This is a genomic window from Moraxella sp. ZY200743, from assembly GCF_050885545.1.
Lineage (GTDB): Bacteria > Pseudomonadota > Gammaproteobacteria > Pseudomonadales > Moraxellaceae > Moraxella > Moraxella haemolytica.
In genome coordinates this window covers 1,949,938-1,970,261 of the sequence record NZ_CP091313.1, presented here as the reverse complement: position 1 = coordinate 1,970,261, position 20,324 = coordinate 1,949,938, and the positions used below count along the sequence as shown (strand labels likewise).

Annotated in this window: 19 protein-coding genes and 1 pseudogene; 8 read left to right on the top strand and 12 right to left on the bottom strand. The window is 44.1% G+C overall.

All coding sequences use genetic code 11. From position 1 onward, the window contains the following. Positions 1–3: 3 nt before the first annotated feature. The 10 genes from L3D27_RS09700 to L3D27_RS09655 form a co-directional block, all read right to left on the bottom strand. Entirely contained in the window at positions 4–315 is a 312-nt protein-coding gene (locus L3D27_RS09700) for an ESPR domain-containing protein (RefSeq protein WP_432481064.1), read from the bottom strand. Between the two features lie 484 nt (positions 316–799). Then, positions 800–2,818 carry a YadA-like family protein gene (locus L3D27_RS09695; RefSeq protein WP_432481063.1) on the bottom strand — a complete coding sequence of 673 codons (2,019 nt, stop codon included), beginning with the start codon at positions 2,816–2,818 and terminating at the stop codon, positions 800–802. 291 nt (positions 2,819–3,109) lie between these two features. Next, a complete protein-coding gene (locus L3D27_RS09690) occupies positions 3,110–3,886 on the bottom strand; it encodes a transporter substrate-binding domain-containing protein (RefSeq protein ID WP_432481061.1) in 777 nt (258 codons plus the stop codon). A gap of 72 nt (positions 3,887–3,958) precedes the next feature. After that, a complete protein-coding gene (locus L3D27_RS09685; RefSeq protein WP_284673460.1) occupies positions 3,959–4,711 on the bottom strand; it encodes a transporter substrate-binding domain-containing protein in 753 nt (250 codons plus the stop codon). Positions 4,712–4,821: 110 nt separating this feature from the next. Continuing rightward, positions 4,822–5,598, bottom strand: a complete 777-nt coding sequence (locus L3D27_RS09680) for an ABC transporter ATP-binding protein (protein WP_432481060.1) — start codon at positions 5,596–5,598, stop codon at positions 4,822–4,824. Between the two features lie 228 nt (positions 5,599–5,826). Further along, entirely contained in the window at positions 5,827–6,183 is a 357-nt protein-coding gene (locus L3D27_RS09675; RefSeq protein WP_432481059.1) for a hypothetical protein, read from the bottom strand. A gap of 408 nt (positions 6,184–6,591) precedes the next feature. After that, on the bottom strand, positions 6,592–6,795 hold the full coding sequence (locus L3D27_RS09670) for a hypothetical protein (RefSeq protein WP_432481058.1): 204 nt from the start codon (positions 6,793–6,795) through the stop codon (positions 6,592–6,594). A gap of 55 nt (positions 6,796–6,850) precedes the next feature. After that, on the bottom strand, positions 6,851–7,363 hold the full coding sequence (locus L3D27_RS09665; RefSeq protein ID WP_432481057.1) for a hypothetical protein: 513 nt from the start codon (positions 7,361–7,363) through the stop codon (positions 6,851–6,853). A 9-nt stretch (positions 7,364–7,372) separates the two neighbouring features. Continuing rightward, positions 7,373–7,612 carry a hypothetical protein gene (locus tag L3D27_RS09660; RefSeq protein ID WP_432481056.1) on the bottom strand — a complete coding sequence of 80 codons (240 nt, stop codon included), beginning with the start codon at positions 7,610–7,612 and terminating at the stop codon, positions 7,373–7,375. Positions 7,613–7,795: 183 nt separating this feature from the next. Then, positions 7,796–11,350: an Rne/Rng family ribonuclease gene (locus L3D27_RS09655; protein WP_432481055.1), complete on the bottom strand. Its 3,555-nt coding sequence runs from the start codon at positions 11,348–11,350 to the stop codon at positions 7,796–7,798. A gap of 233 nt (positions 11,351–11,583) precedes the next feature. On the opposite strand from L3D27_RS09655, the gene L3D27_RS09650 reads away from it, so the two are divergent. From L3D27_RS09650 to L3D27_RS09640, 3 genes and pseudogenes are all read left to right on the top strand, one after another. Next, positions 11,584–11,739, top strand: a complete 156-nt coding sequence (locus L3D27_RS09650; protein WP_284673453.1) for a hypothetical protein — start codon at positions 11,584–11,586, stop codon at positions 11,737–11,739. Positions 11,740–11,828: 89 nt separating this feature from the next. After that, positions 11,829–12,008, top strand: coding sequence for a hypothetical protein (locus L3D27_RS09645; protein ID WP_284673452.1), 180 nt, complete (start codon positions 11,829–11,831; stop codon positions 12,006–12,008). A gap of 46 nt (positions 12,009–12,054) precedes the next feature. Then, positions 12,055–13,135 (top strand): annotated as a pseudogene (locus L3D27_RS09640) (RluA family pseudouridine synthase). A gap of 140 nt (positions 13,136–13,275) precedes the next feature. On the opposite strand, the gene L3D27_RS09635 reads toward L3D27_RS09640, so the two are convergent. Together L3D27_RS09635 and L3D27_RS09630 are read right to left on the bottom strand one after the other, a co-directional pair. Further along, positions 13,276–14,499, bottom strand: a complete 1,224-nt coding sequence (locus tag L3D27_RS09635; RefSeq protein ID WP_432481054.1) for an MFS transporter — start codon at positions 14,497–14,499, stop codon at positions 13,276–13,278. Continuing rightward, complete coding sequence (locus tag L3D27_RS09630) at positions 14,492–14,671, bottom strand: hypothetical protein (protein WP_432481053.1); 180 nt, start codon at positions 14,669–14,671, stop codon at positions 14,492–14,494. The genes L3D27_RS09635 and L3D27_RS09630 overlap by 8 nt, the downstream gene beginning before the upstream one ends. Before the next feature lie 301 nt (positions 14,672–14,972). On the opposite strand from L3D27_RS09630, the gene ppx reads away from it, so the two are divergent. The 5 genes from ppx to L3D27_RS09605 all read left to right on the top strand — a co-directional run bounded on the left by ppx (position 14,973) and on the right by L3D27_RS09605 (position 20,309). Continuing rightward, complete coding sequence (gene ppx / locus L3D27_RS09625; protein WP_418001265.1) at positions 14,973–16,526, top strand: exopolyphosphatase; 1,554 nt, start codon at positions 14,973–14,975, stop codon at positions 16,524–16,526. An 86-nt stretch (positions 16,527–16,612) separates the two neighbouring features. Further along, positions 16,613–17,410: an acetyl-CoA carboxylase carboxyltransferase subunit alpha gene (locus L3D27_RS09620; protein WP_284673449.1), complete on the top strand. Its 798-nt coding sequence runs from the start codon at positions 16,613–16,615 to the stop codon at positions 17,408–17,410. Positions 17,411–17,484: 74 nt separating this feature from the next. Continuing rightward, entirely contained in the window at positions 17,485–18,828 is a 1,344-nt protein-coding gene (tilS, locus tag L3D27_RS09615; RefSeq protein WP_432481052.1) for a tRNA lysidine(34) synthetase TilS, read from the top strand. Positions 18,829–18,877: 49 nt separating this feature from the next. Next, positions 18,878–19,708 carry a pyrroline-5-carboxylate reductase gene (gene proC / locus L3D27_RS09610; protein WP_373628835.1) on the top strand — a complete coding sequence of 277 codons (831 nt, stop codon included), beginning with the start codon at positions 18,878–18,880 and terminating at the stop codon, positions 19,706–19,708. A gap of 34 nt (positions 19,709–19,742) precedes the next feature. Continuing rightward, positions 19,743–20,309, top strand: coding sequence for a YggT family protein (locus L3D27_RS09605; RefSeq protein ID WP_432481051.1), 567 nt, complete (start codon positions 19,743–19,745; stop codon positions 20,307–20,309). The last annotated feature ends 15 nt before the right edge of the window (positions 20,310–20,324 follow it).

Here is a 20,324-nt window from a genome sequence, read left to right as displayed (position 1 = left end):
TGGTTACGTTACGCCCCCCCAAACCAAGTTCTCTGCACCACTGTTACTACCTTCCCAAAACTGAGCCGACACGCTCCCAGAAAAGCTAAGTCCGCTGAGCAGTAGGGTGGTTAGGGCGAACGAACGAACTGCTGGTTTAAGAGAGTCTATTGCACTGGCAATTGGGTTTAGATGAAAGCTACTGCCTGTTTGAGTAGGGTCTTTGCTTAATGATGTGCTACCGGTTTGGGTGCGTTGATGACCACGAGCCAATTCAGAGACAGCTTGAAACACTTGTGTGGTGCGGTTAAAAATAACCTTATAGACTTTATTCATACTTTCATTCCAGCGTAGTTAGCCCACCCTTGTTGACTGAATTTTTACAAGGGTGGTTAAAAAAATCAATGCGGTTTGATGACCAAACCTTTATGAACCAAACTTGCTGTGCATTGCTTGGTGTAATTGTTTGGGTGTTTTGTTGGATTATAACCCAAACTTAAGTTGTTATTCATTAATATTATCAATTGATATTATCAATTAATATTATCAATTGATATTATTAATTGATAATATTGCTAATATATTTAGCTTAAATGGGTGTATTTTACCACAATATTTACTCCGCAGGGGGGGGATAAAATAATGAAAGAGAGTTGTTATTTTATTGTTACTATTAATAATAATTGTTGTTTTATTACTAATGGCTTACTGTGGTTGGGGTTTTGTATTGTGTTGCCAAAGACAATTAACCTGTGTGCTTTAGCCCAAATAGGGCAAAGCACACGGGCATTATTAGTATATTGGTATTACAGAAGGTGGGTTACCACGCAAGGCCTACACCTACGCCAGCACCGACCTTTTTTTTGGTATCAGCACTTAAATGCGACTTCAAGGTTACTCGTCCGCTACCGCTTAGCCGAGAATAACCGATGGCGATGGCACCTTTATCGGCATATGCACCCAGTGCAACTGAGACCATCGATTGACCTGCTAGTGTGGCTTGTGGTAATGACATGGCTGCATGATTACCTGCGATGCCTGCCTGTAGGCGGTCTTCGATCTCATCAATGCGGTTGCCAATACCAAAGACACGCTCATCGATGTGGTTATAAACACCCAACAACTGACCACCATTGATAGCATCTGTGCTGTCTGGTGCGATACGACCATCAGCGACATTCTGCACGGTCAGACCACCTGCATTGATGCCTGTGTCTTTTGCGATACTGACAGGACCGACTACTACCTGATCTGCCACGACACGCTCAGCAGTTGCCGATTTAACAGTAATATCGTCATTTAATGATACGACAACACTGCCTTGCTCTGTGTTGGTGCTAATGTTCGACTGACCAGTGATGGTAATCGTATCGCCTAACTGGTGGTTGGTGGTTTTATTATCTTGAGTTTTAACATTCAGACCTTTGCTGATTTTAGCAGCATTGGTATTGGCTGTTTGTTGTGCTTGGGTGGCTTTATTATCAGCGATGACAGCTTTGTCATTGGCGGTCTTGGCATCATTGATGCTTTGTTGGATTTTATCCTTAGTGGCTTGATCGATATCGCCTTTATCACCCTTAGGACCTTGTGGACCTGCTGGACCAATTTCGCCTTTCTCACCTTTAGGACCTTGTTCCCCTTGTTCGCCTTTTTCACCAGCTGGACCTGCTGGACCTTGTGGACCGGTGTCGCCTTTATCACCTTTAGGGCCTTGTGGACCGGTGTCGCCTTTATCACCCTTAGGACCTTGTTCCCCTTGTTCGCCTTTTTCACCAGCTGGACCTTGTGGACCCTGCGGACCAGTTTCGCCTTTATCACCTTTAGGACCTTTGAGACTTCCAACTTTAGCACCCCATCTATTTCCTGTTTTTTTGTACAGATCTCCGGTAGTGCTGTTAATGTAGATATCACCTTCTTTGCCTTGAGTATTTGGCTCTCCAGCACCAATTAATACATCTGGTATTTTTATGCTCTGTATCGCAGTTAGCACGCCGTATAACTGAGAGCCGTTGATCGCATCGGTTGAGTCTGCAGTAACACGACCAGCAGCGACATGGACGATTTGGCGTTCTTGATGTTTTGCACCGATAGAAACGGCTGATGTTGGACGAGTTCCTGCAAAATTGATTGTGGTACGCACTCCGGAGCTATTGGTGGCTGATGGAAGCATAAATGAGTAATCTGCTGTTGGCATGGGTGTAGTATATGTACTCCCATTGCCAAGCACCACAGCATGATTAGAGTCATTACTAATGGTGATGCCATGACCAAGTGCTACAGCTCCTACAGACCGAACCATAGTATTGTTACCAATGGCAATAGCGTTCTGTCCTGTTGCCTGAGCTCCCTGCCCAAGTGCAAAAGAGCTTGTCATTGTTGCTTGAGCACTTTTCCCAAGTGCAATAGTACCTACTGCTGTTGCTTGAGCCCCTTGTCCAACCGCAGTAGAGTTTTGCTCCAATGCTTGAGAACCTTGCCCAAGTGCGGTAGAATCCAGTCCCATTGCTTGAGAACTTGCACCAAGTGCAGTAGAGGTCCCTTGAGTTGCTCTAGAACCTGCACCAAGTGCAGTAGAGCTCGCTTTTGTTGCTTGGGCATCAGATCCAACCGCAGTAGCTAAATTTGCCATTGCTTGAGACCCTTGTCCAACCGCAGTAGCTCCTGTCCCCGCTATAGTGCCAGCAGGAACAAATCCCTGCTGAGCATATGCCTTAGTAGTCATCAGGGGTAGGGTGGTTATTACTGCCAGTGTCAGGGATGTTATTGGAATGTGGATACTAAAGTTGTTGGTATGGGCGGTACGGTTTTTGTTGCGCTGTTTCATTAGGTTTTTATTCATAATTTGCTCACAAATAATAATGACTGATGAAATGTTGCTATTTATTCGTAAGCCAAACACGACTCATGGCATTGTTTGGCTTCGTCATGGGGTGTTTTGTTAAGTTTTGTTTATATGACCAAGCGTTAACGATTCATCTCTTGGTTGAAGTTGGATGGCTCTAACACAACGATGCCTGCATGGACAAGAGCAGGGGGTAGATGTAACAAAACTGCTATGTTGCTAATTAGTGATTGTTGCCTCCTGTTAATATTTCTTGTGGTTAAGTTAAGTGGCTGACGCCCATTTTGGTTATTTGATGATGGTTTTGTCAAAATATTTATCCACCAACTCATCATATTTGCCGTTTTGTTTTAGGGTGGCAAGAGCGGTGTTGAATTCGTCTTTTAGTGGGTCATTTTTGCGTAGGGCGATGGCGACGCTGTCGTTGATGTCAATCGGTTCACCTTTGACTTCAAAATCAGCCCCTTGCTCGGTTTTTAGCCAGTCTAATGCAGGAACGATGTCTGACAACATACCATCGACACGACCAGCGGTCAAATCAAGATAAGCATTGTCTTGGGTGCTGTATGCTTTGATGGTTGCTTTGGGGTGGTTTTTGGTTAGGTAGTCGGCAGAAACGGTGGCCTGCTGTACGGCGATGTTTTTGTCATCTAGGGTGTTGGCATTGAGCTCAACGCCTTTTTGACCAAGCAGGACTAGGGTGTTGTTAAAATACGAATCGCTAAAATCCACCACTTTGGCACGCTCGCTGGTCGCTGACATACCTGCCATGACGGCATCAAATTTTTTGGCATTTAGACCGACAATCAGACCGTCCCAATCTTGGCTTTGGATATCGCATTTGGCGGCCATCTCTTGGCATAGGGCGTTGGCTAGGTCAATCTCAAAGCCCACCAAGTTACCGCTGGCATCTAGGTAGCTAAATGGCTTAAAGCTAGATTCGGTGGCGATGCGGATTTGTTTTTCGCCGGTGGTGGCTGCACTCTTGTCGTCTGCCCCTTGATTATTGCTACAGGCAACAACAAGGGTGCTGATTGCCAATATGCTAAGTAGTTTTAGTTTCATGATGATTGCCCCTTACTTATTTTTGATTGGTTTTAGCGTGGGCTGATTGCCACGCTAGTGATGGCTGATGAATTATTGAAAACTGGCAGTTTCAATCTCTGCCAATTTACCTGATTCTTTGAGTTTGGTAAGGGCTTGGTTGAATTCATCTTTTAGGGTGTCGCCTTTGCGAACCGCAATGCCCAGATTGTCGTTGTTGTCAATCTCTTCGCCGACCAAGCCAAAGCCTTGCTGTTCTTGTTTTAGCCATTCGGCAGCAGAGACTTTTTCTGCCATGACAGCAGCGTTACGACCTGCTTTTAGGTCAAGATAGGCGTTTAGGTAGGTGTCGTAGAGCTTGACGGTGTTGCCATCTTTGCCGTCATATTTTTCGGCGATATAGGCAGCCCCTGTGGTTGAACGCTGTGAACCTAGGATTTTGTTGGTGATGTTGTTTGGGTCGAAGCTACCATCGGTCTTAGATAGCCAAACGATGGTATTAGAAAAATACGGCTCGGTAAAATCCACCTGCTCTAGGCGTTCTGGAGTGATGGACATGCCTGCGATGATGGCGTCGTATTTTTTGGCATTAAGACCAGGGATTAGACCTTCCCAATCTTGGGCGACAATGTCGCATTTGGCGTTGATTTCGGCACACACGGCATTGATGACCTCAACATCAAAGCCGACAATCTTGCCATCTGGAGCGGTGTCATTAAATGGGGGATAAGCCGCTTCGGTGGCGATGGTCAGCTGACGCTGTTCGGTCGTCTGGGCAGGCTTGTCTTGACTGCAAGCGACTAGGGCAAGAGCGATGGCGGTAACGCCTGCGAATTTATATAACATAAAATGTCCTTAAACTAACAAGTAGATATTAACAAAACAGATATTAATAAGCAAATACTAACAAAATAAGTACCAAAAACGAACTTGAACAACAAACCTTAAGTCAAACCCTAAGAGCGATGCGATGCCATGAATTCACGCACACGCTCAGATTTTGGGTTATCAAAGACCTCGTCAGGCGTGCCAATCTCTTCAATGCGTCCTTGATGTAAAAACACAATCTTATCTGATACCTCACGAGCAAAACGCATCTCGTGGGTAACGATGAGCATGGTGCGACCCTCTGCGGCCAGCCCACGCATGACAGACAGCACTTCATTGACCAGCTCAGGGTCTAATGCTGAGGTCGGCTCATCAAACAGTAGCACCTGTGGCTTCATTGCCAAAGCACGAGCGATTGCCACACGCTGACGCTGACCGCCTGACAGATTGTCAGGATAGGCATTTTTTTTGTCAAGCAGACCAACCTTGTTGAGCAGGTGTTCGGCTTCGGCGATTGCCTGATCTTTGGGTTGTTTGAGTACTTGGGTTGGACCTTCAATGATGTTATCCAAGATGGTTTTGTGTGGCCATAGGTTGAAATTTTGGAATACGAAGCCGATTTTTGAGCGTAAACTTTCTAGCTGTCTTGGATTTTTGGCGACCAATTCGCCTTTTTTCTCGGTCAAGATTAAGGCTTCATTGCCGATGGTGATGCTACCTTTGGTGGGTTTTTCAAGTAGGTTAATACAGCGTAGCAAGGTAGATTTGCCCGAACCTGACGAACCTAGAATGCTGATGACATCGCCATCATAGGCGGTCAAAGAGACGCCTTTGAGTACGGACAGTGAGCCGTAGTTTTTGTGAATGTCTTGCAGGTCTAAGGCGATGGGGCGAGTGTCAATCATGTTGGTTACTTAATAAAAAAGGTTTGATTTGATAACGAAAGTTTTGGGTTCGTTGATGAAATATAACAAGTTGATTGGGATATTTTCGCCAAAACCATAAAAAAGGCAAATATTTTTGTGATTTTGGGTGAAATTTTTTGTATTTTAGCGAAATTTTGGGCGGTTGTGGTAAATTTATTGACAATTTTGATGATTTATTGGTATTTATGAATAATTCGCATAGAAAAATTAGCCAGTGATTGCTATGATAGGGTAAATTGACCGGTAAGGGGGGGTTGTAGCCCCTGTCACATTCAAACCACTTGCGTTTGTATTTCCCAGTTTTGTAGTCCCTGCAGTCAAACTTCCAAGCTTTGTATCCCCTGATACAGTCAAACCACTTCTGGCGGTTAGCGTGCTACCATTAACCGTCAAACCCTTATTAAGTGTCACACTGTTGTTCGCAGTCAAATTACCTGCAAGACGCGCAGTACCTTGCACAGTCAAATTACCATTAACAGTCTGGTTCCGAACATTACTGTCATTTGTTTGTGCAGCAGCCATCATGGACAAAGTGGATACCACCGCCAGTGTCAGGGCTTTCATCTTAACTGGCATACCAGAGTTGTTGCTATGGATAGCACGGCTCTTGTTGTGCTTTTTATTGGTTTTTTATTCATAATTTACTCACAAATGATGACTGCTGATGAAATTCTGCCAAACACTTAAAAGGCAGATACCCATCGCCAAACAGTGCCATGCATTGCTTGGTTTGATCGTGTGGGTGTTTTTTGGTTGCAACTGATTGGCAACCATTCCAAGCTTAAGTTTTAGGATTGATTAAAATTGTTACTAGTATATTTAGCTTAAGAGAGATATTTTACCATAAAGTTGCTTCCGCAGGGGGTAGATAAAATAATACAACAATATTGTTATCTTATTGTTACTATTGATAATGATATTATTTGGTGCTTTTGGTGATGTTATGTCTATTGATGATGAGCTGAGCAGATGTCAGCTCTGGCGATCATCAGCCAAGCTGTGAGTGGTATTAAGTTTGGCTAAATGTTCATCATTTTTGCTTGAGCCAAGTTTACTGCCTTTGTCATCGGCTGGAATTTTGACATTATGCTGTTTAGATGGTGCATATCCCAAATCGGCTTTGATTTCTTCGGCAGTTTTTAAAAATTGTTCGGCGTGTTCTCTGCTATTTTGCACTAAAATGTATTGATTTAAATCTTGATCTGTTTTATAATTATGGCAAAGGTCAGCATTAGATGGCGAGGGGGGGTAATTGATACCCGAAGCTATCAATAAATTGCTGACCTTTTTTGTTATCACAATACAGCACATTGTTCAAATCTCTTTCAATTTGGCTTTTGCTTTTACCATACACCGAATTAATTTCTATGCCGTCTTGTTTTTGTGTGGCAGACAATACAGCGATGACAGGTTTATCTTTTGTATTTTCTTTTTCAATCAGTTCGGTCAGAACCAAATAAGCGTTTGGATTGCTAGATGTTTGTGCTGACTTCATGATGGCAATTGGATGTTCTAGCTGGCTTGGGATTGCTTTTAAGTCCGAGACGGTGATGTTGTGTTTTCTGATAGCATCTTTTAGTACCGTTTTTCTGTGGATATAGACGGGCAAGTCTTGTACACCAAGCATTTGTAAAACTTTTGGCGTGCTACCCACCCAAATTTTAGAACCATCCAACGGCTTGCCTTCTATGGCGTTATCAATAGCCTTGCCAAAATCATCTGGTTTTTTGTTATTTTTACTCATTTTTGTCACCTAATTTTTGCCAATAATATCCCAATCGCCATGTGCGGCAAAATCATCTTCATCAGCAGCTTCGGCACCGATAGATTCAGCGTATTCTGATGATACTTCTAGCACTAACACTGCGGTAGGATCTTCGTCATCGATATCGACATCATTCCAGCATCTTTCGATTAGTGCAGGGGTGGTTGTTCTTCTGAAGCTCGCTACAGTATCATCTATGGTTAAATCTTTTGCTTGTTCTGTGTTCATTGAAAAATCCTTTATTAGTCATGCCAGTGACGCACACTGAGCAGACGAGCAATGTTTAATAGCTTGGCAACGCTGATGTATGAATCAGCGATTTTCTGTGCCTTAATCTCTCTTTGATACACCAAAAAGCCCATCAAAAAAAGAGAGTTATGACACTCTCTTTTTTTGATGAATAAACTTGGGTTATTCGTCTTTGGGTTTTTTGGTCTCAGCCTTAGCTTTGGCTACCTTTGAGCCGGCTTTTCTGACCTCAGATTTTGGCTTGTTGTCGCCTTTGCCTGCGGTTTTTTTGATGCGAGTTTTGGCAGGTTTTGGCTGTGCTAAATTCAAAATCCCCACTTGTGGCAACAGCTGACCTGCGACATTTTCTATCATGTCTTTGTAGCTGTTGGTGCGTTTTTTGGGTTTTTTGGTGCTGTCGTCCGCTTTTGGTGTTGTCGGTTGTTCGGCAGGCTGTTCGTCTTGTTTGGCTTGATGGTTTTTGTCCTCTTGGGGGTCATCAAGCCCATCAAATAAATCGGCGATTTTATTGTTGATGGTTTGTGCGACATCATCAGCTGTTTCTTTGATTTGTTCTATCGCCTTATCTATTTGGTTGAACATCTTTTGATGTTCGCTTGGACTGTCTTGCTCGGTCTGAGTAGAGATTGCCTGCTCTTGCTGGCTGTCATGCTCAGTAGGTGCTTGCTTTGCTTGTGGTGCGTCTTGAACCTTAGGCATCTGAGCTGGGGTTTGTTCAGCAGTTATGGCAGTAGTCATCAAGTCATCTTGGGCGGTGTTCTTGTCGCTTGGTTCTTGATGGTCATCAGATGTGCCGAGCGTCTCGGTGAGCTGACCTCGTGGGTCGTTGTCGGCTCGCTGAGTGGTGCGTGGCAGAGCGACTTCGGTTTTACCCTGTGGCGTGCTGATGCGTGAAGCGACGCTGGTCTGTCTGTCAAATGCTGCCAAATAGTCCTCAGGCAGTGGCACATAACCATAATTGGCGAAGCTAAACACCTCATCAGTCGTTGTACGGTGTTTGGCAACGGCATTGGTGAAGTTGGTGATGAAATCATCGCCCACATTTTGACCTAGCACACGAGTGATGAACTCGCCTGCTGTACCGCTGATGGGGGCAGTGGTCTGTAGAACTGCCATGACGACTCGTGGGTCGTTTGTTGCTTTGTCCATCTGTAGGGCAAGTTTACTGATGCGAGCGTCATGGGTGAACACGCTTTGGGCTACCTGCTTGGGCTGTGTTTGCTCAACCACCGGCTGTTTTGGCTCGTCTTGTTGAAGCGTATCATCAGTTGTTATCTTGTGATTGGCAGGGGCGTGGTCGGCTTGAGCCTGTACAGATAGTGCCTGTGTATCATCAGAGCTGAACTTGGCTACTGTCTCAATCACTGTCTCAACCACCGCTTTGGTCGGTGCGGTGTGGCTGTCATCATCGCTGATGTCAGCTTGGGCTTGGGTGATGGGCTTGCTGTTATCTAAGGATAGATGAACCACTTTGCCTGCCGACTCGTTGGTTGGGATTGCTTTGATACTGACCACGACTTCATCAGGATTGCTATGTTCAGCGTGTTTTTTGGTGTGCTGTTCACTGGCTTTTTTGTGGTCTTTTTTAAGATTTCTGTTGTTCTCTGGTGTGAGCGTCTCTTCACGGACTATCTCGCCTCGTGCTTCACGGCGTGAACCGGCTTCTCTTTTTGGATAGGCTGATTCTTCTTTTTTGGGTTTTTGGTCTGTCTTGTCGGTCTTGTCTGTTTTTTGGGTTTTTAGGTCTTTGGTCTCTTCGGTTGGTGTTTCTTTTTTGGTTTTTTTGTGTCTGATTCTACGCTCTTGGGTCTCTTCACGCTCAGCCTTGTCTTTTGTAGGTCGCTGATGTGTTTCTTTTTTTGGTGAGCTGTCTTGATTGATGATGGTTGCCACACCGCTAGCACCCAGACTGATACCACCGCCATTGACGATGGACTCAATGGCGGCGGCGGCACTTGAGTTATTCAATGACCCTGCCAGTTTTGCTTGTGGTTTTGGGGCGAACAGGTTGGATAGCCAAGCCGCTACTTGTGGCTGTGATTGTGGTTCTGCTTGCGTCTTAGGTTGCTTATCTTGTTTATCTGGTCTGTCGGCGGTCTTTTTGCGATGGTCTGTGTTGGTTTGGGCTTTTTGCCAACGATTTGGCACATTAGCATCGCCAGTTTCATTGTGTGCCTGCCAATTAACTTCATAGCCACGATCTTCCATCTCTTCTTCTTCGGCATTAACGATGCGTTCGTAGCTAGACGGAGCAAAGCCATCTGGGTTGAAGTGTAGGCTAAAGTTTGGACTTTCAAGATGTGCGTGTGGCAAGATGGTGATGCGTGTGCCAGAGTCTTGCTCCAGATAGACCAGACTTTCACGCTTTTCGTTCAATAAGAACGCTGCAATCTCGGTCGGCACTTCTGCTTGGATTTCGCCTGTGCGTTCTTTTAAGGAGATTTGTTCAATCTGACGCATGATGGATAGGGCAAGTGAACGCAAATCACGAATCATGCCATTGCCATGACAGCGTGGGCAGATGTAGCCTGTGGATTCTTCTAGCGATGGACGCAGACGCTGACGGCTCATCTCCATCAGACCGAATTTGGAGATTTCGGCGAACTGTACTCTGGCACGGTCATGGCGAGTTGCATCAATCAGACGCTTTTCAACATCTTTTTGGTGGCGTGGATCGTTCATGTCAATAAAATCAATAACAATCAAACCGCCCATATCTCTTAGGCGTAGCTGACGAGCAATCTCATCAGCTGCTTCTAGGTTGGTGTGATAAGCGGTCTCAGAGACATCTGAGCCTTTGGTGGATTTTGATGAGTTGATGTCAATAGAGACCATCGCTTCGGTCTGGTCAATGACGATTGAGCCACCTGATGGCAGACGCACTTCACGCTGATAGGCGGTTTCTATTTGGCGTTCGATACCAAAGCGAGCAAACATTGGTTCATATTCTGTGTATTTACGCAGTTTGTCCAGTTGTGCTGGCATGACAGCAGCGATGAAGTTGGCGGCTTCATTGTAGGCGTGTTCGCTATCAATCCACACCTCGCTGATGTCATCTCGTAGATAATCACGCACGGCACGAGTAACCACACCTGCTTCTTGGTGAACCAAGCAAGGGCTTAGGCGTTTTTTGTTTTGGTCTAAAATAGAGCTCCAAATGTCTAGCAGGTGGTTTAGGTCGTTTTGTAGGTCGTCAAAACCCTTACCAAGCCCAGCGGTACGCACGATGACACTCATGCCTTTAGGAATGGATAAGCTGGCGATGATTTGCTTCATCTCTTCACGGACTTTGCCCGAGATTTGGCGACTGATACCGCCTGCCTTGCTGTTGTTTGGCATCAGTACCAGATAGCGACCGGCCAGCGAGATATAAGTGGATAGGGCAGCACCTTTATTGCCTCGCTCTTCTTTTTCAACCTGTACGATGACCTCATCGCCTTCTTTTAAGAGTTGTTTGATGTTGTCTTCACGCACATTGCCGTGTAGGTATTCTGGGGCGATTTCTCTTAGGGGTAGAAAGCCTTGACGGACCGAACCGTATTCAACAAATGCTGCTTCTAGTGATGGTTCAACACGAGTGATATGACCTTTGTAGATGTTCGCCTTTTTTTGTTCACGAGTGCGGTTTTCTAGGTCAAAATCATACAGATGATTGTCTTTGCAGAGTGCGACACGAATTTCTTCGTTGTGTGTGGCGTTGATTAAAATGCGTTTCATGATGTTCCTTAATGATATGCTTGGGGCTGCCAAGCTAGGTTAAGCAACATCGTTTGAGTGGGTCGTTGACTGCCTGATGGCGGTCAAAAATACATTGAGTGAGTTGTGCGATTGATTTGATGGTGTATCAAAAAAATCACCTAAAAGCTGTTGTCTAAAAGTGTTGTGTTGTCTGATGAAGCCACCGTTGTTTTGAGTTTGTATTCATCATGGCGTATCAATAACGCCAATCAATGTATCAAAAAGCCCAAGTGTCATCAAAAAAAGTATGTGATGATGGCGTGCTAATTGCCATCTGGTTATCATTGCTTGCACCAATGATGTCATCAACGGTTCGTCATGCGTTGGGGTTTTCTTGGTCGGATACAGAGTTTGTCTTGTGTATCTGAGCCAACACATGGCGATGTTTTAACAACAATAAAAAAACTTACTAAATTTGCCATTTGGCAAAAACAGCCAAAGGGCGATTCACATCAAAATGATGGGTCGTCTCTCAAACGAATGTTGCGGCATGGTTGCCAAAAAATATGTATTGTCGGTTGCGGTGATGGTCAGGTCGGTGTGTCAGTCCGTTCTTGCTGCCTTGCGTTCGCTTGGCGGTTATAAAATCAGGCGTTGTGAACCGATATTTTATAAGCGATTTGACAAATCATCATAGGCAAGCGGTCTCTTTTTGTTTAGAGCTTCGCCTTTTTTTACGCAACATGCTAAACTATACCAAAAATTTACCAATTTTCCTACAAAAAAATAACCATTTTTGGCAAAAACATGAAAAAAACTCAAAATTTCACCAAAAAACCCACCAATCACCGCCCAAGTCACCCAACCAACCAAAGTGCCGATGAGACCATCAGTGATTTTGGTCGTGTTAATTTTATTACCGTAACTGCCAACCAAGACGGTCAGCGTATTGATAATTTTTTGCTTGCTCGCTTAAAGGGTTTGCCACGCTCGCACTTATATAAACTCATCAGAGATGATGAAATCCGCATCAACAAAAAACGCTGTAAGCCACACGGCCGTCTCAATGTGGGCGATGTGGTGCGTATCGCTCCCATCAGGCTTTCGGTGCGTAATGAACCTGTGGTGTCTGAGAGTTTTGCTAATGGTCTGCTAGGTAGGGTGATTTTTGAAAATGAAGGTTTGATTGTGTTGAACAAACCGCACGGCTTGGCGGTGCATGGTGGGTCTGGCGAGAGTTTTGGGGTGATTGAGGCGATGCGAGTGGCAACAGCGAAAAAATACCTAGAGCTGATTCATCGCATTGATAAAGAGACATCAGGGTTGTTATTGATTGCCAAAAAACGCAGTGTCCTAAAGGATTTACAAGAGCATTTTCGCCAAAAAACCATCAAAAAAGACTACTTGTGCCTGGTTCATGGTACGCTGATGGGTAGTCAGCTGATTGATAAACCCCTACTAAAATACACCCTAAATAGTGGCGAACGGCGTGTCAGAGTAGATGAAGCAGGCAAGCCATCGCAGACGAGAATAGAAGTGCTGGATTGTTTTCTTATTGATGGTATGCCAGTGAGTTTGGTGAAGGCAAGCCCTTTGACAGGTCGCACCCATCAGATTCGTGTCCACATGGCAAGTATCGGTCATACCTTGCTTGGCGATGATAAATATCAGTCCAAAAATGAGCAACAACTGGCGGAACAAGTAGGCATCAAACGCCTATGCCTGCACGCTTGGCGGATAGCCGTGCCTATGACAGAGGGCGTGCAGGTGTTTGAGGCACCATTGCCTGATGACATAAAGCACTGGGTAGGCGATGGGTTTTAGGTGGTTATTTGTCTGTACCAATTGTTTGGTGCAAAGCAGTTAAGGCAAAAGCATACAAAATCCTAACCAACAAAATAAAAAGGTTTTAGGTTGGCAGATGGGTTTTGTCTTGCAGTTAGGGTGTCTAGTGAAAAATCCGCTTATATTGCAACATAGAAACGGATTTTTGGCAATCTAAAATTATCTCTTACTTTGAGAGCTATAACTGCACTAATCGCACTTAGGATTAGCCCAAAATAAACAATGACACTTACCCCAAACTTATCAGAAATAAACCCTATAAAAAGCAATAGGACTGCTGTCAATAATCTTAAAATAGTATTTAAAACCATATCATATTTAGCTCTAATATAAGATGGGATGTTGGCGTGTATTTTTGAATTGGTAGCTGTAATTAAATATCTTATGGAGAAAAGATTTGCACATACACCCAATATAAATAGAGCTAACCCTAAATACCCTTGTATTTGCAGAGAAATCATACAAAAAAGCAGCCCCAAGAAAAATATTGATAAAATATAAAAATCAGAAAATACTTTATATTTTTCTAAAATTTTTCCAGAAAAAGACTGTACTAACATCATTAAAAATAGAGTAAGACCTAATATAAATTCATTATTTTTTACCATATCAAAGACATCAATGATAATCTGCCAATACTGAATTATTATCTGAAAGTATAGACTGAATATTAAAAAAAGAAATATGCTTTTTTTATAAAATTCAAATTTCTCAAAAATTAAGGCAAAATATTTTTTATCAAAAACCTTGAATGAATGGTTGTTTTCAACTGCTGTCTTGCAATTAGGCAAATAAAAAATACCTATTATAAAAACCATAAACATCATAATTGAAGTTAGTAAGAATAGATTACCTTTTAAGAGCTGATACAATACCCCACCAATCAAAGATGCAATCGACATGAATAAGAATTCAAGATAGGACTTTTTGCCAAAAATCTTCTTGGTATCATTATCATTAAATTGGCTATTATAGGTATCTACAAGGTACCCATGATTATTATTTTGAAAGATACACAAGGACACAGCATTAAATAATTCTGCCAAAAAAAATAACTCAAAACTATTACCATGACTGTTGCCAGCCATGTAGCTTAATAGTAGCCAAATGAAAGAAAAAAATACAGCCAATACATAGAGGTGCTTTCTATCAATTCTGTCGGATATTATCCCTATAAAAAACCCTAAGAGCAATATAACTATGGCTTGAAAACTCTTTATTATACCAACTTGATACAAGCTTAAACCACTAATGATCATATAGATAGTTGAAGATGCACCAATGAGCATTCTGGTCGAAGATACGGATACTTCGCTTAAAATTAACCTTTTGTATTTATACATGGCGATCAACACCACAATAAATACAGTTAGGGGATTTTTCTATTTTTATTTTTTCTAACAAAAAAGTTTTGTTATGTATTCCGATAATGTTATTAATACTTAGCATACTAGCATAATCTTTAGCAAAGAATTTAATGATTTTTGATAATTTATTTGTAGAACGACCTAGCATGGTTACTCCCTTGTTGATTTTCTGATTGATTGAGAAATTTTATTGTAATGAGCGATTAGCATCTTTTCAATAATTTTTTAGTAAATTGTACTCTATCACTTCGATGGTCTCTTAAACACCCATAACTTGCCTTAATAATATTGGGTTTATGGGCGGTATTATTTGCCATCTCTTTGGTAAAAATTGGTTGCAGAATAGGGTTTTGTCATCTTGGTTATTGGCAATTTAGCGTTTGAATGATAGTATATCAATGATAAGACCAAACGGTTATAAAAAATTGAGAGTTGTTATGAAACCTGTCATGATAGATACCACCGCCCGCCATCAACAAATCGCCCAATCCATCAGTGAAGCAGAGGCACTCGTTGGTCGTGAAGAGCTAATCGGTTCAATTGACTTGGGGTCAAACAGCTTTCATCTGGCGATTGCAAGACTTGATCATGGCGAGATTCGCAAGGTTGCATCCATCTCAGAAAAAGTACAACTTGCCGCAGGTCTTGATGAGAACAATGTGCTGTCAGAAGAGGCAATGCAAAGAGGGTTTGATTGTTTGCATCGCTTCGCCCAACATTTGACCGAAATCAATCCCAATCTACTGCGTGTGGTCGCCACCAACGCCCTGCGTAAAGCAGTCAATGCCCAAGAGTTCATCAGGCGTGCCAATCAGCTACTTCCCAAGCCGATTGAGATTATCTCAGGTCGTGAAGAGGCTCGCCTTATTTATTTGGGTGTATCGCATTCTAATGCCAGTACGGATAAACGCTTAGTCATTGACATCGGCGGTGGCTCAACCGAGTTTATCATCGGTCAAGGCTTTGAGCCTATTGAGATGGAATCTTTGCAGATGGGCTGTGTGTCTTTTACCAAGAAGTTTTTTGCTGGTGGTAAAATCACCGAATCCGCCTTTGAAAAAGCGATGAAAGCCACCCAAACCGAGCTGTTACCCATAGAAAAACGCTACAAAAAAGTGGGCTGGGATAACGCCATTGCTTCATCAGGCACAGCAAAGGCAGCGTTATTGGTCTTACAAGAGTTGGGTCTTGCTGATGAGTTTATTACCCTACAGGGTATGCAAAAGCTAAAACGCCGTCTGATTAAGTTAGGACGCATTGATAAGATTGACTTTGAGGGGGTAAAAGCCCACCGCCAAGCGGTATTTCCTGCAGGTGTGGCAGAGTTGTATGCCATCATGCTAACTTTAGGCGTAGAACAGCTTGGCTATTCTGATGGGGCATTGCGTGAAGGCGTGATGTACGATATGCTCGGTCGCCTAAGCAACGAAGATGTTCGAGATCGCTCTGTGGCAGCGATGGCACAGCGATATTCGGTCAATATTAAGCAAGCAGGGCGTGTGATGGCGACCTGTGCCAGATTGTTTGATGTCGCCAAAGACGCTTTAGACTTTAGTGATGAAGACAAAGACCTATTAAGACGAACCGCCAATCTGCATGAAATCGGTCTTGCCATCGGTCATAGTCATTATCAAGAACACAGTGCTTATTTGCTTGAGTTTTCGGACATTGCAGGGTTTTCACAAGTCGGTCAAGCGATGATGGCACATATCGCTCTTAATCACAGACGCAAACTAAAATCAGAAAACCTAGAGGCTGCCGAGAATTTGGGCGGAAGAAAACTGGCTCATCTGTGCTTGATTTTACGCCTAGCCGTACAAGCAAACCAAAGCCGAACGACCAAAGCCGCCCCCATCTCCTTAAAAATACTTACCAAAAATCATTGGCAAGTAACGGTAGGAGAAGGTCTACACGAGACACTCATCTACTCACAGCTTACCCTAGATGTGGCACAGTTTGCCAAATGGGGGGTGTGTCTGGATGTGATGGCTTGCCCTAGATAATTAGGCACTGATAAAAAAAGATGCCACAAAATAAAAAATATGCTAAACTAACTAAGTTTACATTTGTTCATTGGGAATAAAAAAAGATGAGTACAGTTTGGGAAAGTGTTCAGCTTGCTCGCCATGCCAAGCGTCCGCTGTTTTTGGATTATGTATCGGCATTGTTTACAGAATTTGATGAGTTGCATGGCGATAGGGCATTTGCTGATGATAGGGCGATTTTGGGTGGGTTGGCTCGTTTTAACGGTGAACCTGTATTGGTAGTGGGTCAGCATCGTGGTCGCTCAACTCGTGAGCGTATCGCCCATAATTTTGGCATGGCAAACCCAGAAGGCTATCGCAAGATTATCCGTTTGGTACAGCTTGCCGAACGCTTTGGCTTGCCTGTATTTACTTTCATTGACACACAAGGGGCGTATCCTGGTGTGGGTGCAGAAGAGCGTGGGCAAGCAGAAGCGATTGCCAAGTCTATTGCTGTATTTAGTAGCCTAAAAACACCCATCATCGCTACGGTCATTGGTGAAGGTGGTTCAGGTGGGGCGTTGGCAATCGGTGTGGCAGATAAGGTGAATATGCTAGAAAATAGCATCTATTCGGTCATCTCGCCAGAGGGCTGTGCGTCTATTTTATGGAAGACTGCCGAAAAAGCCCCTGACGCATCAGAAGCACTCAAACTAAACGCCAATAATCTACACCAGTTGGGTCTTGTTGATGAGGTCATCGCAGAAGGGGCGGGTGCACACGAATCCCCTGAGGTGGTCATGAGTGCCTTAAAAGAACTGTTGGCGTGTCAATTAACACAGTTGTCAGCTTTGCCGACCGATGAGCTGTTAGAAAAACGCTACCAAAGGTTGATGGCATTTGATTCTTCTGTATCTTTGTAGTGATGAATAAATTTATCTATCAAATTTACCCCAAAAAGGCTAGAATATCGCATTCTGGTCTTTTTTTGTGCAGTATGTTGGATAAACTTTCGGATGCTTTTGGGGAGTGCCGTGATTTTTTGGCACATCGGCGGTGCTATCTTGCTTGCAGTGGTGGGCGAGATTCGTTGGCGTTGGCATTCGCTTGCAAACTGCTGTATGAGCAAGGCAAGATTGATTCTTTGCCCACCATTTTACATATCCATCATGGTTGGCAGTGTGCCAATGATGACTGGGCGAAGTTGGTGGCGGATTGGGCGGTGGATAATGGTTTTGATTGCCATGTACAACGCATTAGCTTAACGCACGCCAACGAGACCAATGCCAGAGAGTGCCGTTATCAAGCGATGCTTTATGTGATGAATGATGGCGATGTGCTGATGTTGGGACATCATGCAGTCGATCAAGCAGAGACTTTACTCATGCGTCTGATTGATGGGGCAGGCGTGCGTGGACTGTCTGCGATGCGTACTTGGCAAAAAAAACATGATGGGCATAAGGCGGTGTGGTTATGGCGACCGTTATTACATACTGACCGAAAGAGTATCAGTCGTTTTGCCAAAGAATGCCAGTTGCCATATGTTGATGACCCAACAAATACTGACGATGCCCATGTGCGTGGCAAACTGCGTAACCATGTGCTACCCATATTTGAACAGATCAACCCAAAGATGATACAAAACATTGCCCGCAGTAGTCAGTTGCTAGCAGATGCAGATGACATGGTGCAGATGCTCATTGATGACAAACTGTCTGAGAGCAATGTCAAACAGCTTGGCTGTCGCTCTAATGTTCAAGTATTGTCGGTTGATAAAGTTGTTCGGTTGCCTAAGTCTGTGCAGTCAGCACTCATTCATCGTTGGCTAGCAGTGGGTGAGCCTGTGCCACCTGCTCATCGGCTGATTCATGATATACTGCAACTGATTCATAGACAAGACACCAATCATCAGACTCGACTGTTTTGGCAGGGTGTGTCTGCTTATGTCATCTGTTATTATCAAGGGTATTTGTATCGCTATCGTCAGCCGGTTTGGGATTGTTTGATGTTGCCTGCCCAGTCTTGCAATGGTCTGATTTCATCAGGTAAAGTGGTACTAAAAACATTGGCTGATGTATCACTTGTATGGCAAGTTCCTGATGGGTTGCACGGCGTGCCATTACAAGTGGTGGCTTGGGATAGGCAGATGAGCATACCTTTTGGGGGTAGACAACTGTCTGGCAAAAAATTCATGCAGACGCTTGGACTGGCTGCATGGCTAAGACAAAGTGTATGGGTGGTTTATGCGACAGGTCGCCCTGTATTGCTTGTGAGTGTCAATAGGGCGTGGAGACTTGATACAGCAAGCGAGATGGCAGGCGTGGGTGCTTACTTTGCGTGATGGACGCAGATGGTGTACAATGATGTCATTTAGATACATTGGAAATAACATGAGCATCTTATCAGCAAAAAAAATCACCTTCATCGGTGGTGGCAATATGGCAAATGCCATCATTGATGGACTGCTAAAACTAAAACAGGACAAAGGGTTAGATTTTCAGATTGCCGTATCCGACCGCAATGAGCCAAAAAGAGTCTCTTTTGTTGCCAAAGGTGTGCAGGCGGTCAGCCCTGACGATGTCAATGAAGTTGTGTCTGATGCTGATGTGGTGGTTTTGTCGGTCAAGCCACAAGGGATGCAAGGGGTTTGTCAAGAGCTTATCCCCCATCTGTCAGGTCAGTTGGTGCTGTCGGTAGCGGCAGGTCTGACGGTGGATACGCTGTGTGCGTGGCTGGGCGGTCATCAAAGAGTGGTGCGTAGTATGCCAAACTTGCCATCAGCCATCGGTCTTGGGGCGACAGGAATGTATGCAAAAGCAGATGTTAGCGAGTCGGACAAGGCGGTAGCAGACGCCATCATGAGTGCATCTGGTCTTGTGGCTTGGCTTGATGATGAAGCACTGATGCACGCAGTAACAGCGGCGGCAGGCTCTGCCCCTGCCTACTTTTTTTATATCCTAGAACACATGATTGATAAGGCGGTCGAGCTTGGTCTTGGTACTGATGACGCAAAGGCACTAGTCATTCAAAGCCTTATCGGTGCAGGCGAGCTTGCTAGACATAATGACCCTAAGACCTTGCGTGAGCAGGTAACCTCAAAAGGCGGTACGACCGCAGCAGCTTTGGCTGTCTTTGGCGAGCGTGATGTCGGCGAAGTCATTCGGGCAGGAATGCAAGCGTGTGTTGACCGCAGCATAGAACTTGGCAAGCCGTCAGCTTAGCCTTTGACCATTTCATCTATACAGACAGACAGTTATGAACACGCCACTTTATATTATTGTTAATATGCTCATCAACTTTGCGTTGCTGGTATTATTCATTCGCTTTATGTTTGGGTTTGCCGAGATTGAAGCGAGCAACCCCTACGCCCAAGCCATCAAGCGCATGACAGGTATCGTAGATACGCTATCAAGGGCTGTGCCGAATGTGGGAGCAGGTCGCATCAGTCTTGCTGCTATTTTGCTCATGCTGATGCTGTATTGGCTCAATTTGGCGGCGAATGCGTTCATTCTTGAACGACCCATCAATGAGATTACGCTGTTTTTTGCAGGGACGCTACAGGCGATTATTAAGTTTTTATCAATGATGCGTTATATCATCATCGGTTCTGTGGTGGCGAGTTGGGCGATTATGCTGTTTAATGCCAACCATCCGGTCATACACATTGCCATGCAATTATCCGAACCCATCATCGCTCCCTTTCGCCGTATCATGCCGAATCTGGGTATGATTGATTTATCGTCCATCGCTGCGTTATTTGCATTCATCTTGGCAGAAGATTTTATTGGTATTATTGGGCACAACATTTTATCTAGAATGTGATATTTGGGCAGGTCT

Coding starts and splice junctions, on each gene's coding strand:
- L3D27_RS09700 (WP_432481064.1), bottom strand. CDS start 315: ATGAATAAAGTCTATAAGGTTATTTTTAACCGCACCACACAAGTGTTT.
- L3D27_RS09695 (WP_432481063.1), bottom strand. CDS start 2,818: ATGAATAAAAACCTAATGAAACAGCGCAACAAAAACCGTACCGCCCAT.
- L3D27_RS09690 (WP_432481061.1), bottom strand. CDS start 3,886: ATGAAACTAAAACTACTTAGCATATTGGCAATCAGCACCCTTGTTGTT.
- L3D27_RS09685 (WP_284673460.1), bottom strand. CDS start 4,711: ATGTTATATAAATTCGCAGGCGTTACCGCCATCGCTCTTGCCCTAGTC.
- L3D27_RS09680 (WP_432481060.1), bottom strand. CDS start 5,598: ATGATTGACACTCGCCCCATCGCCTTAGACCTGCAAGACATTCACAAA.
- L3D27_RS09675 (WP_432481059.1), bottom strand. CDS start 6,183: ATGAAAGCCCTGACACTGGCGGTGGTATCCACTTTGTCCATGATGGCT.
- L3D27_RS09665 (WP_432481057.1), bottom strand. CDS start 7,363: ATGAGTAAAAATAACAAAAAACCAGATGATTTTGGCAAGGCTATTGAT.
- L3D27_RS09660 (WP_432481056.1), bottom strand. CDS start 7,612: ATGAACACAGAACAAGCAAAAGATTTAACCATAGATGATACTGTAGCG.
- L3D27_RS09655 (WP_432481055.1), bottom strand. CDS start 11,350: ATGAAACGCATTTTAATCAACGCCACACACAACGAAGAAATTCGTGTC.
- L3D27_RS09650 (WP_284673453.1), top strand. CDS start 11,584: ATGTATCAAAAAGCCCAAGTGTCATCAAAAAAAGTATGTGATGATGGC.
- L3D27_RS09645 (WP_284673452.1), top strand. CDS start 11,829: ATGATGGGTCGTCTCTCAAACGAATGTTGCGGCATGGTTGCCAAAAAA.
- L3D27_RS09635 (WP_432481054.1), bottom strand. CDS start 14,499: ATGTATAAATACAAAAGGTTAATTTTAAGCGAAGTATCCGTATCTTCG.
- L3D27_RS09630 (WP_432481053.1), bottom strand. CDS start 14,671: ATGCTAGGTCGTTCTACAAATAAATTATCAAAAATCATTAAATTCTTT.
- ppx (WP_418001265.1), top strand. CDS start 14,973: ATGATAGATACCACCGCCCGCCATCAACAAATCGCCCAATCCATCAGT.
- L3D27_RS09620 (WP_284673449.1), top strand. CDS start 16,613: ATGAGTACAGTTTGGGAAAGTGTTCAGCTTGCTCGCCATGCCAAGCGT.
- tilS (WP_432481052.1), top strand. CDS start 17,485: ATGTTGGATAAACTTTCGGATGCTTTTGGGGAGTGCCGTGATTTTTTG.
- proC (WP_373628835.1), top strand. CDS start 18,878: ATGAGCATCTTATCAGCAAAAAAAATCACCTTCATCGGTGGTGGCAAT.
- L3D27_RS09605 (WP_432481051.1), top strand. CDS start 19,743: ATGAACACGCCACTTTATATTATTGTTAATATGCTCATCAACTTTGCG.